The organism is Methylacidiphilum kamchatkense Kam1, assembly GCF_007475525.1.
In the GTDB taxonomy this organism is placed as follows: domain Bacteria; phylum Verrucomicrobiota; class Verrucomicrobiia; order Methylacidiphilales; family Methylacidiphilaceae; genus Methylacidiphilum; species Methylacidiphilum kamchatkense.
This window is the reverse complement of record NZ_CP037899.1, coordinates 1,582,432-1,599,062: the sequence shown is the minus strand read 5'-3', so window position 1 is coordinate 1,599,062 and position 16,631 is coordinate 1,582,432. Positions and strand designations below refer to the sequence as shown.

Genomic DNA, 16,631 nt, shown 5'->3' with positions numbered 1-16,631 from the left:
AAACTTTAAGAAAAGTCAATAGCAGATCCTACAACATAACATATGGAATGGATACTGTCATTCACCATCATCGGTTCTCTTTTTGGAACCATTGGTTCTCTTTTTGGAACAATGGTGTGGTTTTTTAAACGCATCGACAAACACTTAGAGGATTTCCACTCGGACATGGATGCTAGGTTGGAAGCTCAAGGGCAGCAGATAGAGAATCTTCGCTTAGAGATGGATGCCAAGATTGAAGCTCAGAGGAAACGGATAGAAGATCTACGTTCAGATATGGATGCTAGGTTGGAAGCGCAAGGGCAGCAGATAGAGAATCTTCGCTTGGAGATGGATGCCAAGATTGAAGCTCAAGGGAAAAGGATAGAAGATCTACGCTCGGACATGGATGCCAAGATTGAAGCCCAAGGGTGGCGGATAGAAGATCTGCGCTTGGCAATGTATTTCAAGTTTGAAGACCAAGGGAAACGGATAGAAGATCTGCGCTCGAATATGGATGCTAGGTTTAAGACTCAAGGGCAGCGGATAGAGGATCTCCGCTCGGAAATGAACGTAGGCTTTGAAGGAGAGGGGAACCGATTAGAACGAATCGAAAAAATTATGGCGAAGGCTCTCAGAGTGGAGTTCGAAGAATTGAAAAAAAGTAGCGAGTAAGCTGAGAAAGAGAACTGGATTTCTGAGAATGGCCTACGAACAACCTCAATCAGTCGGTCTGGATACTACTAATATGTTCCAATTGTTCTTCTAATCTTTTAATTTTTACATCAATAACGTTCTTCTCTTCTTTCCATTGTTCAATTTTTTCTTTTGGGGCTTTAGAAAGAGTTTGTTCGTCGGTTAATCTTTTTTCTAAAAGCAACTGATCTTTTTTTAGTTTAGTTAGTTCTTTATCAATCCGTTTCTTTTCTGACTCAAAATCGATCAATTCCAAAGGCAAGTATAATTCCCCTATTGGGGTAGAGACCAGTGGCATTTTTGGAGGTCTAACATCAATGGAAAGAATCGAGGTGGCCCCAATAAGACCGCAAAGTACCGCTTTTTCAAGGTAAGATATTTCTTTGTCTTTCTTAATCAAGAACTTAATTTTTTGGTTGAAGTTAGGACAATATTGAGCTCTAAGATTACGCGCAGCTGTGACAGTTTCATAAATAGCCTGGGCAATAGACGCAGCCTGTGGATCATAGAGCGGTTTTTTTAAGATTTCCTCTAGCTCTCCATTGGGCCAAGGTTCGAGTTGAATAGTGGTATGACCAAAAGCCATTCGCTGCCACAGCTCTTCTGTTACAAAAGGAACAAATGGATGGAGCCATCTTAAAATAACCGACATGGAATAATCGAAGGTTTCCAAAGCTCCCTGATGCGTTTCTTTAGAATCGAAAGCCAATTCCCATTTGGTTGCTTCGATGAATTTCGAACAGAATTCATTCCAAACAAATTCATAAAGAATGATGGCAGCCTGGTTGAATTCAAAGGCCTCAAACGCTTCATTTAGAATTATAGAGGTTTGAGCCAGTTTTCTTAAAATCTCTTGGGAAAAAGAAGATCTAGAATAATCCCAAGGCCTTGCCTTAGGATTGATGTTTCCAAAACGGATCCGAAACCGACACGCATTCCAAAGTTTGTTGCAGAAATTTCTGCCTTCTTCAATTTGTGATTCCTCAAAACGAATGTCTTGGCCTTGGGGAGCGATACGGAGCAGGCCAAACCGCAAGCCATCGGTTCCGTATTTTTGGATAAGATCGATAGGATCGGGAGAATTCCCTAAGGACTTGGACATTTTTCTTCCCAGCCGATCTCTAATCAATCCAGTAAAATAGACCTTCCGGAAGGGAATATTTTGATAAATGTCATCCGAAAGACTAGGTTTAAATTCTAATCCTGCGATTATCATTCTAGCAACCCAGAGGAAAATGATATCCGGGCCTGTTACCAGAACGTTTGTTGGATAAAACTTTCTCCTTGTCTCCCCGTCCATCGTTTCATAGGCCCAGAGCCATGAAGAAAACCAAGTATCCAGAGTATCTGGATCTCGTTGCCATCCTTCCCCAGGAGATTCCTCTTGGCAGAGGTATTGATCATTTTTCCACCATACGGGGATAGGATGCCCCCACCATACCTGTCTTGAAATACACCAATCTTTAATATTTTTTATCCAATGTTCGTAAACCTTTTCCCAGTAAGTAGGGAAAAATGTGATGAGTTTCTCTTTTACGACTTCGAGAGCCTCTTTTGTCTTTGGATATCTCAAAAACCATTGTTCACTAATCCTTGGTTCAATGGGTACATCTGCTCGTTCGCTGAAACCCACGACATGACTGTAAGGTTGTTGGGATTCGAGGAGACCAAGAGAGGATAAAAGTTCGATGGACTTTTTGCGGGCCTCAAACCGGTCTAAGCCATGAAGAGCCGGCAGTTCAGGGCAATTGATCTTACCGTCAGCTGTAAGGATATCCCTGATTGGTAAATGATGCTCGCAGCCAATCTCAAAATCGAGTGCATCATGGGCAGGAGTAATTTTGAGTACCCCAGTCCCGAACTTTGGATCCACCCTAGTATCGGCAATCACAGGTATTGGCTCTTTGGGAAAAGGCCTCAAACAGAACTTTCCGATAAATTTCTGGTAGCGTTGATCCTCCGGATGAACTGCCAAGGCTGAGTCAGCTGGAATGGTTTCGGGTCGGGTCGTGGCAACGGTCAAAAAAAGAGAGGGCTGATCCGCTAAAGGATAGCGTACGTAGAAAAGAAAGCCATCTATTTTCTTTGGAATGACTTCTTCGTCAGAAAGAGCCGTTTGCGAGGCCGGACACCAGTTGATCATCCGTTTGCCTCTATAAATTAACCCCTTATGATAAAGTTTTATGAAGGCCGTCGCAACGGCTTTGCTATAAGCAGGATCCATGGTAAAGCGGGTTCTTTCCCAGTCCGCCGAGCAACCAAGTTTTTGGAGCTGCTCAAGGATTCGCTTTGAATGACTCTCTTTCCATTCCCATACAATCCGTAAGAATTCTTCTTTGGATAAGGTCCGTGGGTCTATGTTTTTGGTCTTCAGCAGGTATTTTTGAACGGCGACTTGAGTGGCTAAACCGGCGTGATCTAATCCAGGCAGCCAAAGTACCTCGTAGCCTTCCATGCGTGCTTTTCGGGACAAAATATCTTGTATGGTATTGTTTAGCACATGGCCTAGAGTCAGCACTCCGGTAATATTGGGAGGAGGCATGACAATGGAAAAAGGAGGCTTGGAAGAATTCGGGTCGGCATGGAAAATTTTTTGATCGAGCCACTCTCTATACAGCCGGTCCTGAATAGCAGCTGGCTCGTAAGCTTTCGGAAATGTCTCTTCGGTATGCATTATTTCAAATTTATCCTTATTGGGACAAAGGAAAAAAACTTTCTAGCCCCACGGTTGTCTGTTTCGATTAATCTTTAAATCAATCTTCTGCGCTTGCAAGTTCAAATGAGAAGTTATAGAAAAAGGAAAAAGAGATTGTTTTTTTTTGAAATTTTTGTTCTACTAGTGCTTCTAGCTTTATGCCCACCTATTTCATTTGGAATTCCATCTCCGAAGAATTGTCTCATCAGATCCTTCTTTGCGCTCAGCAGTCTGATAAAAAACTGTACCGACTGCTCTTAGACATGGTTTCAAAGGGATTCGGAATTCGGATCAACAAACTGCTAGAAATGCCCAAAATAAAACGGCATGCGTTGTGCAAAAAAGTCCTGTCGCATCCTCGAAGTGAAACGATGAGTTTTTATCTTCTTTCCCACTGGCTTATAGAAACTCAAAGCCCGATGTTATGCCGTTGGCTAGATATGCTAGGCATAGCTCATGATGAAAAAGGCATTCTTGAGGTGGATCCTGAAGAGCCTCCTTTAGAAACCTTACAACAAGCTGTGAACACGCTTTTTGAGGAATTCCCAAAAGAATATGTTTCTATATATCTTCAGGGTTTTTATGAGATGGAAGGAGTGAAGTGGAAAAATCTTGGATCTTTGATGGCAAACGATCCACGGTTTAAAATAGGAACCTATCAACCAGTGACTTGATTGCCTATGAGCCAGATTGACAAGCAGAGTGGGGGAGAAAAAGAGATGCGATTTGAGGAAGCTTTCAAAAGACTCCAAGAGATCGTCAATAGCCTGGAATCTGGTCAAATGCCTTTAGAAGATCTCTTGCAGAAATACGAAGAGGGCAGAAGGTTATTAAAGATTTGTGATGAGAAGCTTAACGAAGCGGAACAAAGGATCATTGTATTGTCCACTAAGCAAGACAACGGCGGTGGAGCCAAGGAAAACTAAAGGAGCAGGTTTTTTCAAGATGGAGGAACTATGGATAGACTCTTAGACCAAATAGACAGTCCTTCGGATCTTAAAAAAATTCCCATTCCTGAATTGCCTAAACTGGCTGAAGAGATCCGGCAGGAAATGATCACAGTGCTATCTAAAAACGGAGGGCATCTTGGACCAAATCTTGGGGTGGTGGAACTGACCCTCGCCTTGCATTACGTTTTTGATGTTCCCAAGGATAATTTTGTATTCGATGTCAGCCATCAAGCCTATGTCCATAAACTGCTGACAGGTAGGAAAAGTAGGTTCCATACCATTCGACAACCAGGAGGGATTTCGGGGTTCATGTGTCGAGAAGAGAGTGAATATGACTGTTATGGGGCAGGGCATGCGGGAACGGCCCTATCGGCTGCTCTTGGAATGGCTGTAGGAAGGGATCGGAAAGGGGGCAAAGAGCACGTCATAGCTCTCTGTGGCGATGCTGCCTTTACTTGCGGCATTACCTTTGAAGCATTGAACAACGTTGCCTCGACAACCCAAAGACTCATTGTCATTCTGAATGACAACGAATGGTCGATTGATAAGAATGTGGGGGCAATAGCGAGTTATTTTAACAAGATCGTTACCAATCCTGCCTATTCCTACTTGCGGGATCGAGTGGAAAAGGTGCTAGAAAAATGGCCAGGCAAAAATGTTCTTAAAGTCGCTAGAAAAGCTGAAGAGGCCTTTAAAAGTCTTCTCTGGCCCAGTGTTATTTTTGAAGAATTGGGCCTGACTTATCATGGTCCTATCGATGGCCATGATATCCCACGGTTGATTTCGACTTTTGAGTTTCTAAAAAATCAAGAATATCCGGTGTTGCTGCATGTGATCACGCAAAAAGGCAGGGGATTTCCTCCTGCCTTAGAAAAGCAAAAGAAATTTCATGGCCTAGGGCCTTATAATCCCATTACGGGGGAAACTCCTACAAGCCCAAGAAAAACATTTTCGGAAGTGTTTGCTGAGACAATGATCAAGCTGGCTGACATGAATAGGAATGTTGTAGCGATCACAGCGGCGATGCCTAATGGGACCGCCTTGGATAAGTTCCAGCCTAAATTTCCGGATAGGTATTTCGACGTGGGTATTGCAGAAGAGCATGCAGTCATTTTTGCTGCTGGCCTTGCCACCAAGGGATTCAAACCTTATTGTGCGATCTATTCAACCTTTCTTCAAAGGGCTTATGATCCTATCATTCATGATGTCTGCCTGCAGAAATTACCAGTAGTCTTCTGCTTGGATCGTGGAGGGCTTTCAGGAGATGATGGACCGACTCATCATGGGCTTTTCGATGTAGCCTATTTACGGACCGTACCAAATATTACGATAATGCATCCGAAAGATGAAGATGAGCTAGCCGATATGCTTTTTACTGCCATGCATCATCCTGGTCCGGTGGCTATCCGGTATCCAAGGGGAACAGGCAGCGGGGTAGCGGTCAAAGAGCAACCGGAATTGATACCTATTGGACGGGCTGAGGTGCTTCAACATGGTAGGGAAGTGGCTATCTTTGGACTAGGGGTAATGATAGAAATGGCAAAAGAATTAGCGGCAAGATTTGAAGAGCTTGGCTATTCAGCAGCTGTGATTAACCCAAGGACCGTCAAGCCATTTGATAGAGGAACGCTTGAGTTTTTTGCTAGGCACGTCGAGCTAATTGTAACGATTGAGGATCATGTGCTAGCTGGAGGCTTTGGCTCGCTTGTGCTTGAGGAGCTGCAGCAGCTCGGATTGCGAACCCCGGTAGTTAGAATTGGCTGGCCAGATCAGTTTATTGAACATGGCAAAGTGGATATCCTCAGGAAAAAATATGGGTTAACGGTCGAGAACGCTCTGGAGCAGTCCTTGAAAATTTTAAAGGGATCGAAGGCCGGAGGCCATCTAGAAATTGCTTGAGACTAAAAGGATTGCAAAGCGCATGAAGATCGTCTTGGCTTATTCAGGGGGATTAGATACTTCGGTGATATTGCGATGGCTTATCGAGCAGTATCAGGCCGAAGTCATTGCCTATTGTGCAAATTTAGGTCAGGAAGAAGAACTCATAGGATTAGAGGAAAAAGCACGGAAGCTTGGTGCTTCAAAATGCATTGTGGAAGACCTCACCGAAGAGTTTGTCAAAGATTATGTCTTTCCGATGCTTCGAGCAGGCGCCATATACGAAAATCAGTATCTTTTGGGCACAAGTATTGCTAGACCCCTAATTGCTAAAAAACAGGTGGAGGTTGCAAGGAAAGAAGGGGCTGATTCGCTTGCGCATGGAGCTACGGGGAAAGGCAATGATCAAGTCCGTTTCGAGTTGGCTTATGCCGCCTTAGCACCTGAGTTTAAAGTCATTTCTCCATGGAGGGAATGGAGCTTTCAGGGAAGAGAAGATCTGATAGCCTATGCTAAAAAACAGGGTATTGAGGTGCCAGTCAGTCGAGAAAAACCTTATTCAATGGACAGGAATATTTTACACATTAGCTATGAAAGCGGTGTTTTAGAAGATCCTTGGCAAGAACCGCCTCAGGACTTGTTTCGGTTAACTAAAAGCCCCGAAGAGGCACCTAACACCCCAGAAGTGGTAGAGTTAGAATTTGAAGAAGGGAACTGTGTGGGGGTCAATGGGGAGAAAAAAAGTCCGGTCGAAATTTTAAAGTCTTTGAATAAGCTTGGAGCAAAGCATGGAATCGGCAGGATTGACATCGTAGAAAATCGTTTTGTAGGAATAAAATCTAGGGGCGTCTATGAGTGTCCTGGAGGCACGATCCTTTATTTTGGGCATCGGCAGCTGGAAACGATCACACTGGATAGGGAAGTCATGCACCTGCGGGATAGCTTCATCCCAAAATATGCTGAGTTGATTTATAATGGATTTTGGTTTTCTCCTGAGAGATATTTCCTCCAAGCTGCATTCGATCAAAGCCAGCGTTTTGTAACAGGAACCGTTCGGCTGAAACTCTTCAAAGGCCAACTCTACACGCTTGGGAGGAAAAGTCCCTATTCGCTTTATAACCCAAAGCTGGCGACGATGGAGGCGGATCAAGGTGCCTATGACCCAAAGGATGCCACAGGATTTATCAAGCTTCAGTCTTTGCGGCTTAGAACAGTTGCTCAATCTCAAAAAGGCCTATTCGGCTAAGCAACAAGCCATTCTTGATTTCTTTATTCCTAGCTGTCATATTTATTTTTGTGCTTCATGAAGGGATCAAAGAAGAAGTCAACGTAACGATTGGGGAAGTTTATCTCCCTGGGACATTAGAAATTCCTCCTGGAGCAAAGGGGATCGTCCTTTTTGCCCATGGCAGTGGCAGTAGCCGCTTTAGTCCGAGGAATCAGTTAGTCGCTAAAGTTTTAAGAGAAAAAGGGTCCGGAACCCTTCTTTTTGATCTTTTAACTTCGGATGAAGAAGCCGAAGACGAGTTTAGTGGCATCTACCGGTTTGATATCGGACTTCTTGCAAAAAGGCTGGTAGGAGCGGCTCATTGGTTAAAAACACAAAAACAAACTAGAAATTATCCAATAGGCTTTTTCGGCTCAAGCACAGGAGGAGGAGCTGCTTTAGTTGCTGCCGCAGAACTTGGAGAGAGAATAAAAGCTGTGGTTTCTCGAGGAGGAAGGCCGGATCTTGCCGGTGAATCGTTAAAAAAGGTGAAGTCTCCGACCCTGCTCATTGTTGGGAGTCTAGATGAGTTTGTTTTAAGGCTTAATGAACAGGCACTGGAAGCCTTGCAGTGTGAAAAAGAACTGGTGGTGATTCCAGGGGCTTCCCATCTTTTTGAAGAACCAGGAGCCCTCGATAAAGTTGCTGCGGTGGCTGCGGATTGGTTTTCTGCTCACTGGCCATAATCCGCTCTCCTTTCATGAACTGCCCCCCCTTTAATATCATACCAGTTGGTTTAGGGATTCTTTTAAAACAGCAACGATTTTCAGAATATCTTCTTCCTTAACGATAAGAGGTGGGCAAACTAGCACCGCTTCACCCGAAAAGCCGTCAGCCATTCCTTGACAAGGATAAAAAAATACTCCAAGTTCTAGCGCCTTTCTTAAGAACCGGTTTAAAAAGCCTTCTTCAGGAGGGAAAGGTTCTTTGGTGATTTTGGATTTTACAAATTCTACTCCCCAAAAAAGGCCTTTGCCGCGTATTTCTCCAACAAAAGGATGATCCGCCAGTTCGTTTTTTAAGGACTGGCCAAGTAGCTCCCCCATTTTCATTGAGTGATCAATAAGATTTTCCGCCTCCAAAATATCGATCACTTTTTTTGCAATCGCACAGCTTAGTGGATGGGAAGTATAGGTAAAAAACATGAAATTTTTTGCTACTTTTTCACATCTTTGGACAAGCTCTTCTCTGACAGCGAGCATTCCCATGGGGATATATCCCCCGATAGGCCTTTTGCACTGACAATAATGTCTGGTCGAAGCTTCCAATGTTCAAAAGCAAAGCGTTTACCTGTCCTCCCAAAACCAGTCATCACTTCATCGACAATTAGTAATAGGCCATGTTTTTTACAGATTTCCGCAATGGCAGGCCAGTACTCCTCAACGGGTACAATCGCTCCGCCACTAGCTCCAATAATAGGTTCGGCAATGAAAGCAGCCATACTATTGCCTGTTTCGGAGTGGAGCACTTCCTCTAGTGCCTGAGCACAGGCAATACCACAAGAGGGATAGGTTTTAGTCCATGGACAGCGATAACAATAGGGAGGAGGGATTTTAGGCCAATCAAGGAGACAGTGTTCCAAATGCTCTCTTCGTAACCGATTGCCACTAGCTGATAAAGCGCCAAGGGTAATGCCATGATAGGAGGTCCAACGAGAAAGGATTTTGTTCTTCCAAGGCTTATTCTCAGCTACTTGATACAAAAAAGCAAAACGAAACGCTGCTTCTACAGATTCTGCGCCTCCCGCCGTAAAGTAGAACCGATAAGGCTCGGTTGGAAACCACTCGGATAATTTTTTAACAAGCCCTGCGAGTGCATCCGATAACCAAACGGGAACAATATAATCTAGTTTTTTTATTTGCTCCTGAGCTATTGCCGCGATTTCTTCTCTGCCTTGACCAATATTGACAACAACTGCCCCTGAAGCCGCATCAATAATTTCCTTGCCTTCTTTAGTGTAGAGATAAATGCCTTGAGCCCGCTCTATAAAGAGCGGTAGGGTTGTTGGGGTTGGCTCAAAAAAGAAATAAGAAGAAGGCAGGCTCATAGGAATGTAAAGTAGAAAATTAATAGGCCTGCTGACAATCGAAAAGAATAGGAGAATTAAGTGGTATTTTCAGTAGAAACAAGGAAAATGGGAGGGGAAATGATCGGCCTTAAGAAAATATCGGCTCTAACAGCTATCTCAATCGTAATCGCTAATATGATAGGCACGGGCGTATTTACAACCCTTGGCTTTCAAGTGAAGGAAATTGGTTCGCCCTTTGTCATCCTTTGCATTTGGATTTTGGGAGGCATTGTTGCTCTTAGTGGAGCGCTTTCCTATGCAGAACTTGGAGCCATCTTTCAAAGATCAGGAGGAGAATATCTGTTTTTAAGTAAAATTTATCATCCGATGGTAGGGTTTTTGGCAGGATGGCTTTCGGTTACTGTGGGCTTTGCTGCTCCTTCTGCGGCCACTGCGATGGCTCTTGGAAAGTATTTTCACTATGTCTTTCCCATGATACCACCTCTTTGGATTTCTTGTTGTGTGTCAGTTCTCGTTTATGCTTTGCATCTTCGGAGCCTTCGCTGGGAGTCAATTTTCCAAAATATTTTTATTCTGGTCGAAATCTTTTTGATTTTGTTTTTTATTGTGAGTGGGATTGAGCATGTAGAAAGGCCAAAACTCGATTTTCTTCCAAAACCAGAAGATCTAGCTGTTTTTTTTAGCCCGCCTTTTGCCTTGTGTTTCATTTACACGATGTATTCCTACTCCGGATGGAACGCTGCAGCCTATATCGCTGGAGAGATTGAAAATCCCAAGAAAAACATTCCTCTTGCCCTTATTTTAGGAACGACCATCGTGGTCATCATCTATACTTTTCTGAATGCGGTCTTTATATTTTCTGTTCCTCGAGATCAAATTTCAGGTCAAATTGAGGTCGGCGCCATTGTGGCTAGAAAAATTTTTGGGGAGTGGGGAAGCCGGTTTGCCGGGTTTTTAATTGGCGTAAGCCTCATTTCTTCTCTGAGCGCCATAGCATGGACTGGACCAAGGGTGGCTGCAGCTATAGGAGAGGATTATCCTTTTTTTCGTATTTTAAGTAAACGTTCTAAAGAAGGCGTACCTTACGTGGGGTTATTACTTCAGGCCCTTATTATGTTTTGCCTTCTGTTTAGTTCTTCCTTTGCAAAGATAATCACTTACGTGGAGTTTGCTTTGGGCTTATCAACCGTTGTTACGGTGCTTGGAGTGATCATACTGCGTTGGAAAGCCCCTGAACTCAAGCGTTTTTATTCTACATGGGGCTACCCATTGACTCCCTTACTCTATGTCATCATTGAGTCTATCATTCTGTTGCAGGTATTCAGACAAAGACCAGTGGAATCATTGCTAGGACTCTCTACTTTTCTATTGGGTGCCATTGTTTACTTCTTCTCGAAGAAGGCTTGCTCGAAGTAAGGCCTCGGAGATAAAAAGTCTACTCTAAAAGGTTGGCAGGGCTTTGGGGATCAAAAAGTCTTGCATCTTACCTTGCGGTTTTCTCAGGCCGACTTTACCGGAGCTGGTGCTAACGCACAAAACAGCTACTAGAGACTTTGAGCCTGTCGGAGGAATCGGCTACCTTTAGGAGTTTTGTAAATCCGTTTTTTGCTAAGCTAAAGGTAGTTTTTTCTAGACGCCTCTAACCGCTCGATCACACTTCCTAAAGAACGGACTCGCAGGCTATGCTTTGAAAGAGGTTTTTTTCTCTATTCTTAAAATTTATATTCCTCACGAGTTTTTTCTCTTGATTGATATCCATCGAACGATTATCACCTTTTTTTCGATGCGCTTCTCTAATCTTGTCTTTCAAAAGCCTATTCTTTGGGATCGAATCAAGCGATGGAACAAAAAATAAATATCGAATCCAAATCGAAAATGCCCAGAAGCCTATGGCTTCTTTTTTTTGTCTTTGGTTGGTTGGCATCTCTTTTTGGACAACTTGAAGAAGAGGAGGCAATCCCTGAACAAACAAAAACAGGAATTGATGCCATTAGTTTGTTTTTAGGGGGATTGCCAGTCAAAGAACATGATTCTGCTTTATTATATGCTTACGAAAAGTCGCCAGCCTGGCAGCAGTATGCCCAGTTACTGGAAAAGCAGTGGCAAAAACGCGACTCCTGGTCCTGGACACCCATTCGAGTTTTTTCTGAAAATAAAATCAGCAAACTGGATGATCCCTATCTGCCTGTATTCTATCCTTTTAGTGGGCCTGACTTAATGTTCGCCTTGGCTCTTTTCCCTTTAGCTTCCACCTATGTTCTTGCCAGTCGGGAATCTGCTGGAAACTGCCCAGATATTGAATCAGTAAAGACCTTTGAAAGGACTTTCCCCCTGATCCTTGCTTCCTTACACAGTTATTTTAAAGCCGGATATTTTGTGACAAAAGAATTACGTCAGGATCTTCCTATGCTGGGCGGCAATGTGCCTCTTTTTCTCATTATGATTGTTCGCTCTGGTGGTAGAGTCGTCGATTGCAAAACAATGGGTTCAAGAGCCATTATTCGGTTTTATTCGAAAGGGAAGCTCAAAACCCTTTACTATTTCCAGTCGGATCTCTCCAATGGGGGATTTGAAGGAAGCCTTATGAATTTTCTTTCTTCTTTGGGGCCTTTCAATACGGTTATTAAATCGGCTTCTTATCTACTGCATGGGAGCAATTTTTCATCTCTGAGAGAGTTTCTCCTTTCCCATAGCGAAATGATCATTCAAGATGATAGTGGTATACCCTATCGGTATTTGTTCGCTGGTGGACGGAAAGTCGAGCTTTTTGGCGTCTATACCCCGCCTTTGAACATATTCAAGGAATTTTATCAAAAAGATCTGGAAGAGGCGTTTGCTCAGCAGAAAACCGAGCCTTTGCCATTTGGCTTTGGCTATAAATGGAACCCTAAGGAAGCAGGATTGATCATTTCACTAAAAACTCAGTAAGAAAAAGCAAGTGGATGGAAAGGCTTTAGCGAATCAAGGATAGGCTATTGATTTTTCCAAAAAGCAGCTTTAAGAAAGTCCTGTCTGAAAACCCACCACCATGTGACTGTCTAACGATAATTAAGTGCATTGAAGGAATAACCAATAATCTTTGATTGGCTGAACCAATCGATTCAATAAGATCGCTAGGCGCATCGTTACAAAGACTGCCTCTATGCCAGTTTTCTTTTTCCCAAGGTTTGCTTAGTTCCTGTTCAACGTCTATTTCTCGTCCATAGGGCGCCAGAGTATTTACCCAGAAACCAATCCCGTAGAGGGGGTTTACTGAACTACCTTGAAAGCATTCTTTTAAATAGGGCCATGAGATAATATTTTTCCCTCCATACCAGCCTTTCTGGAGGATCAATTCGCCAAGTCTTGCCCATTCCCTTGGGGTCAATCTAAAGCCTGCGGCTAAAAGAGGATTGCCATGTCCATCTTTCTTAAATTCGACTTGTTGAATACCCAGTGGGAACAGTAATTTTTCTTCGATATATCTAGAAGTAGTCATCCCCTTTTGCCTTAGTTTACGATTGAGGATCTCGCAAAAAATCTGTAAATGACTGGGGCCGTATGTAAAAACGGTTCCCGGCGCTCTTACTGGTTTTAAAAGGAGGGCATGAAGATTCCTATCCAAAAAACCGTCGTTGTGTAGATAGAAGGCAGGCTCTATGCCATCGGTAAAATGCAAAAGATCATAAATTGTTATTCTTTTTCTTGGATCATTATGGTTGCCATTGCTCCATTCCTCTATTGTTGAAGCTACGGGTTCTTGTAAGGAAAAAAGCCTTTCTTCCAAGGCCTTCATGGCAATAACCCCCCAAAAGCCTTTTGTTCCACTGAATATCCGGTGCCGAAGATAAGGGCTGTTGCCCGGCGCATATTCTTCGTGAAGGACTTGGCCATCTTTGATAATAAGAAGGGACAAATGGTTATGTGCTCTGGAATAGGAAGCAGCTTTCTGGATTTGTAGATCCGAAAGGTCGTAGGTGGGTTTTGAAAGAAGAAAGGAACGACCGCTACCAAAGAGAAAGAAAAAATAACAAAGGAAATAACCTAGCGCCCTTAAAGACCCCTTCATAAAAGCTTGCAAATGCGTTTTTACCAGAAAGTGGCTTGAAGAAAAAGTCTTTTTTTAACTAAGGAAGCTTTTGGTTCCTAAGAGAGTTTCCATCTTTTTCAGTTGTTTTCTTTTCTTAGTTTTTTTGTGAAACACATGACGATGGGCGTCAGTGGGCCTAGAAAGAGGCGCCCAAATTTCAGGTACAGGGCTAATCCCAAAGTCTCCAAGCCGCTTTTCTTCATAGATCCCTTTGGCAAGGGCTACCGCCAGGGTCTGTCTATAAGAAGGACTAGCCAAGAGCTTGTTTTCATATGGATTGGTCATAAAGCCACATTCACAAAGTACGGAAGGTATCGTAGGATTACGAGTGAGTCGCAGCCTGCGTCGAATCACGCCAAGATCCTTTGCTCCGGTCATTTTCACAAGACTTTTTTGGATCCTAGTGGCCAAACCATAACTATTAGCATGCCAGAAATAAGTTTTTATGCCCCTTAATTTCCGATTGGACAGAGCGTCACAATGAATGCTCACTAAAACCGCTCGTTTCCCAAGTTCATTAGCGATTCTTACCCTTTCATCTAGATCGACAAAACGATCATCTGTTCTTGTCATGATGACTCTGAATCCCATTTTTCTCAGTTCGTTGGCAAGTCTTCGAGCTATATCAAGAGTCAATTCTTTTTCCATCAAATAATGAGGCGCTTTTTTCCCACTGCTGCCTCCATTATCAATACCACCATGTCCAGGGTCAATGAGAACGGTCGTAAAGGAATCAATCGCTAGCAGAGAAGTCGGCAATAAAAGAAAAAGATAGAAAAGAAGTGTCTTAGAAATTTTCACAACCAAATGCCATTTTTTTTGTTAAATGCTTTTCCATTTTAATGCATAGCTAGCCTTTCGCAAGCTTTTGTACGCAAAGTTTTATAGTGTCAGCGCCGGGACATCTGTCCTCTTCAAAGGATGGTACATAGGCGCTTATTTGCCTTGGCCCTCCTGTTTATATTGGCAGATGTTCTCTTTTGAGAAGCTTTTTCCTTTTGTATTCAGATGGGTTATGCCTGTGTCCAAAACTACTCTCCTTTAGCATGCCTTTTTTCAGCGAAGTCAACAGGGCTTACATAACTTCCTTAATCTCAATCTGTTCAGTAGGTAGACGATGATTATTGGCATCAATCAACGCAAGGTGGATATGGTATAAGGCGGTTGAGGTCCTTCTCTATGGTCAGCAATGTCAATCCCCTTAGGCCTAACACTCTGCAATGTTCTGTAAGTGGCATGCCTTATCGTTCTTTGCCTTGCTATTCTTTGCCGGAGTCGAAGTCTGGCAGGGAGGGCTAGCGTAGTCAAACTTTAGTCGCAAGCATGAAGTGCGACACCAGGATATGGTGAGGGTATCCTACGGAAAGAGCCTATACAGACTGCAAGATGTGGTTAGAAGCCCATCCCATTAAGGGGATAGCAAATTATTCCTGCTGCTTCAGGTGTTCATCGGCATGATAAGAACTGCGGACTAAAGGACCGGATTCCACATGGCTAAATCCAATTTTTAATCCATATTCTTTCCAGCTTTGGAATTCTTCTGGACTAACCCATCGGTCGATCGGAAGATGATTTTTTGAAGGCCGTAAGTATTGCCCCAAAGTAAGGATTTGAACGCCCACCTGTCGAAGTTCTAAGAGGGTGTTTTCTATTTCCTTTTCCGTTTCTCCAATTCCAAGCATGAAGCCGGTTTTCGTTAGAAAGCCTTCTTTTGCTGATGTTCTAAGAACTTCTAGGGATCGGTCGTATCGGGCTTGAGGACGGACCAATTTTTGTAACCTTGGGACAGTTTCTACGTTGTGGTTCAAAACATCGGGTTTTGCCTCGAGCACCTTCCTTAGGCTTTCTCTATTTCCCCGGAAATCTGGAATAAGGACTTCAATCTTGGTATGAGGGTTCAAGGCCCTGACTTCTCTAATCGTTTGGGCCCATATGTCCGCTCCACCATCTTTTAGATCGTCTCTAGCCACAGAGGTGATGACAGCATATTTCAGTCCCATTGCTTGGATGGCAAGAGCAACGTTTTTCGGCTCCTCGGGATCTACCCCTAAGGGCTTCGCTGTAGTTACTGCACAGAACCGACAGCTGCGCGTGCATCGATCACCTAGAATCATTAGCGTTGCCGTTTTCCTGCCCCAACATTCTCCAATATTCGGACAAAGAGCACTCTCACAGACCGTATGAAGATGGTAAAAACTAACTATATTGCGAATTTCGTTATAAGCAGCTCCTCCAGGTATTTTTGCCCTGAGCCAGGCGGGTTTTCTTGCCATAAGTGATTGTTCCATAGCTAAACAATTAATTGAGATCTTCTCAAAGAAGCAATAGATTTGTTCGTGCGAATAAAAAATGATATGGGGTGGTTCTAGGAGAGAAGAAAAACAATGAAGGTATTGATCACCTGCGGTCCAAGCTTTGAACCAATCGACGAGGTCCGAAGGATCACAAATTTTTCCACTGGTAGGCTTGGCATTCAATTATCCTCCTTTTTTTCCCTTTCTGGCGTTGAAGTGATCTGTGTGCTTGGCAGTTTATCTACCGTCCGACCGCAGAATCCTCCATTTAAGCTCTATTCTTTCGATACAAACGAAGGACTATGGAATACCGTTAAAGGGCTAGCTCAAGAACATAGCTTTCAAGCTGTCTTTCATGCGGCTGCGCTTTGTGATTTTCAAGTTAAAGAAATCGTTGATCAAGAGGGAAAAGAAACAGTAAAAGCCAAAATAGCCACTGATAGAGAATATTGGATGCGGCTAGTTCCGGCTAGGAAATTACTAGAAAATTTTCGAGAAGTTTTTCCAAAAGCCCTACTTACGGGTTGGAAATACGAAGTCAGTGGCAATTACGAGACGGTCTACAAAAAAGGAAAGCAACAGATTGAACGGTCTGGATCAGATTATTGCGTGCTCAATGGTCCTGCCTATGGACAAGGATATGGAATTTTAAACAAACAAGGAGAAGTCTTTCATGCCAATTCCGTAGAAGACATAGGAGCATTTTTTATTGATAAAATAGTAGCCTCTTCCTGAAGAACGAATGAAAGATTCCCTTCCTTTTTTAAAATTCCTGTT

Annotated in this window: 13 protein-coding genes and 1 pseudogene; 9 read left to right on the top strand and 5 right to left on the bottom strand. The window is 43.3% G+C overall.

The features are described from left to right. Window positions 1–42 precede the first annotated feature (42 nt). On the top strand, window positions 43–651 hold the full coding sequence (locus kam1_RS07445) for a hypothetical protein (protein WP_039720526.1): 609 nt from the start codon (window positions 43–45) through the stop codon (window positions 649–651). 49 nt (window positions 652–700) lie between these two features. Here the strand turns inward: kam1_RS07445 and kam1_RS07440 are convergent, their stop codons facing one another. Beyond that, window positions 701–3,346 (bottom strand): valine--tRNA ligase, encoded by a 2,646-nt coding sequence (locus kam1_RS07440; RefSeq protein WP_039720527.1) that lies wholly within the window; start codon window positions 3,344–3,346, stop codon window positions 701–703. A gap of 179 nt (window positions 3,347–3,525) precedes the next feature. Here kam1_RS07440 and kam1_RS07435 point away from each other — a divergent pair, with 179 nt between their 5' ends. The 5 genes from kam1_RS07435 to kam1_RS07415 are packed head-to-tail and all read left to right on the top strand — an operon-like array spanning window position 3,526 to window position 8,148. Further along, window positions 3,526–4,041 (top strand): hypothetical protein, encoded by a 516-nt coding sequence (locus kam1_RS07435; protein WP_039720528.1) that lies wholly within the window; start codon window positions 3,526–3,528, stop codon window positions 4,039–4,041. 6 nt (window positions 4,042–4,047) lie between these two features. After that, the gene (xseB, locus tag kam1_RS07430; RefSeq protein ID WP_039720529.1) at window positions 4,048–4,293 is read left to right on the top strand and encodes an exodeoxyribonuclease VII small subunit; all 246 of its coding nucleotides are present in this window, start codon (window positions 4,048–4,050) and stop codon (window positions 4,291–4,293) included. A gap of 30 nt (window positions 4,294–4,323) precedes the next feature. After that, the gene (gene dxs / locus kam1_RS07425; protein ID WP_039720530.1) at window positions 4,324–6,216 is read left to right on the top strand and encodes a 1-deoxy-D-xylulose-5-phosphate synthase; all 1,893 of its coding nucleotides are present in this window, start codon (window positions 4,324–4,326) and stop codon (window positions 6,214–6,216) included. Between the two features lie 22 nt (window positions 6,217–6,238). Beyond that, complete coding sequence (locus kam1_RS07420) at window positions 6,239–7,441, top strand: argininosuccinate synthase (RefSeq protein WP_039720765.1); 1,203 nt, start codon at window positions 6,239–6,241, stop codon at window positions 7,439–7,441. 17 nt (window positions 7,442–7,458) lie between these two features. Next, entirely contained in the window at window positions 7,459–8,148 is a 690-nt protein-coding gene (locus kam1_RS07415) for a dienelactone hydrolase family protein (RefSeq protein ID WP_370657533.1), read from the top strand. 36 nt (window positions 8,149–8,184) lie between these two features. On the opposite strand, the pseudogene kam1_RS07410 reads toward kam1_RS07415, so the two are convergent. Beyond that, window positions 8,185–9,509 (bottom strand): annotated as a pseudogene (locus kam1_RS07410) (aminotransferase family protein). Between the two features lie 60 nt (window positions 9,510–9,569). Between kam1_RS07410 and kam1_RS07405 the strand changes: the two are divergent. Together kam1_RS07405 and kam1_RS07400 are read left to right on the top strand one after the other, a co-directional pair. Next, entirely contained in the window at window positions 9,570–10,907 is a 1,338-nt protein-coding gene (locus kam1_RS07405; protein ID WP_244946019.1) for an APC family permease, read from the top strand. 405 nt (window positions 10,908–11,312) lie between these two features. Then, window positions 11,313–12,419, top strand: coding sequence for a hypothetical protein (locus kam1_RS07400; protein WP_244946018.1), 1,107 nt, complete (start codon window positions 11,313–11,315; stop codon window positions 12,417–12,419). Between the two features lie 25 nt (window positions 12,420–12,444). On the opposite strand, the gene kam1_RS07395 is transcribed toward kam1_RS07400, so the two are convergent. The 3 genes from kam1_RS07395 to lipA all read right to left on the bottom strand — a co-directional run bounded on the left by kam1_RS07395 (window position 12,445) and on the right by lipA (window position 15,848). Continuing rightward, window positions 12,445–13,539: a serine hydrolase domain-containing protein gene (locus tag kam1_RS07395; protein WP_039720533.1), complete on the bottom strand. Its 1,095-nt coding sequence runs from the start codon at window positions 13,537–13,539 to the stop codon at window positions 12,445–12,447. 54 nt (window positions 13,540–13,593) lie between these two features. Continuing rightward, window positions 13,594–14,361, bottom strand: coding sequence for an N-acetylmuramoyl-L-alanine amidase family protein (locus kam1_RS07390; RefSeq protein WP_039720768.1), 768 nt, complete (start codon window positions 14,359–14,361; stop codon window positions 13,594–13,596). A gap of 623 nt (window positions 14,362–14,984) precedes the next feature. Next, the gene (gene lipA, locus kam1_RS07385; RefSeq protein ID WP_039720534.1) at window positions 14,985–15,848 is read right to left on the bottom strand and encodes a lipoyl synthase; all 864 of its coding nucleotides are present in this window, start codon (window positions 15,846–15,848) and stop codon (window positions 14,985–14,987) included. Between the two features lie 96 nt (window positions 15,849–15,944). Here lipA and kam1_RS07380 point away from each other — a divergent pair, with 96 nt between their 5' ends. Next, complete coding sequence (locus tag kam1_RS07380; protein WP_039720535.1) at window positions 15,945–16,589, top strand: phosphopantothenoylcysteine decarboxylase domain-containing protein; 645 nt, start codon at window positions 15,945–15,947, stop codon at window positions 16,587–16,589. Window positions 16,590–16,631: the final 42 nt, after the last annotated feature.

Excerpts from the sequence above, each read along its gene's own strand:
- xseB (WP_039720529.1), top strand. The coding sequence starts at position 4,048 with ATGAGCCAGATTGACAAGCAGAGTGGGGGAGAAAAAGAGATGCGATTT.
- kam1_RS07420 (WP_039720765.1), top strand. The coding sequence starts at position 6,239 with ATGAAGATCGTCTTGGCTTATTCAGGGGGATTAGATACTTCGGTGATA.
- kam1_RS07445 (WP_039720526.1), top strand. The coding sequence starts at position 43 with ATGGAATGGATACTGTCATTCACCATCATCGGTTCTCTTTTTGGAACC.
- dxs (WP_039720530.1), top strand. The coding sequence starts at position 4,324 with ATGGATAGACTCTTAGACCAAATAGACAGTCCTTCGGATCTTAAAAAA.
- kam1_RS07380 (WP_039720535.1), top strand. The coding sequence starts at position 15,945 with ATGAAGGTATTGATCACCTGCGGTCCAAGCTTTGAACCAATCGACGAG.
- kam1_RS07435 (WP_039720528.1), top strand. The coding sequence starts at position 3,526 with ATGCCCACCTATTTCATTTGGAATTCCATCTCCGAAGAATTGTCTCAT.
- kam1_RS07395 (WP_039720533.1), bottom strand. The coding sequence starts at position 13,539 with ATGAAGGGGTCTTTAAGGGCGCTAGGTTATTTCCTTTGTTATTTTTTC.
- kam1_RS07440 (WP_039720527.1), bottom strand. The coding sequence starts at position 3,346 with ATGCATACCGAAGAGACATTTCCGAAAGCTTACGAGCCAGCTGCTATT.
- lipA (WP_039720534.1), bottom strand. The coding sequence starts at position 15,848 with ATGGAACAATCACTTATGGCAAGAAAACCCGCCTGGCTCAGGGCAAAA.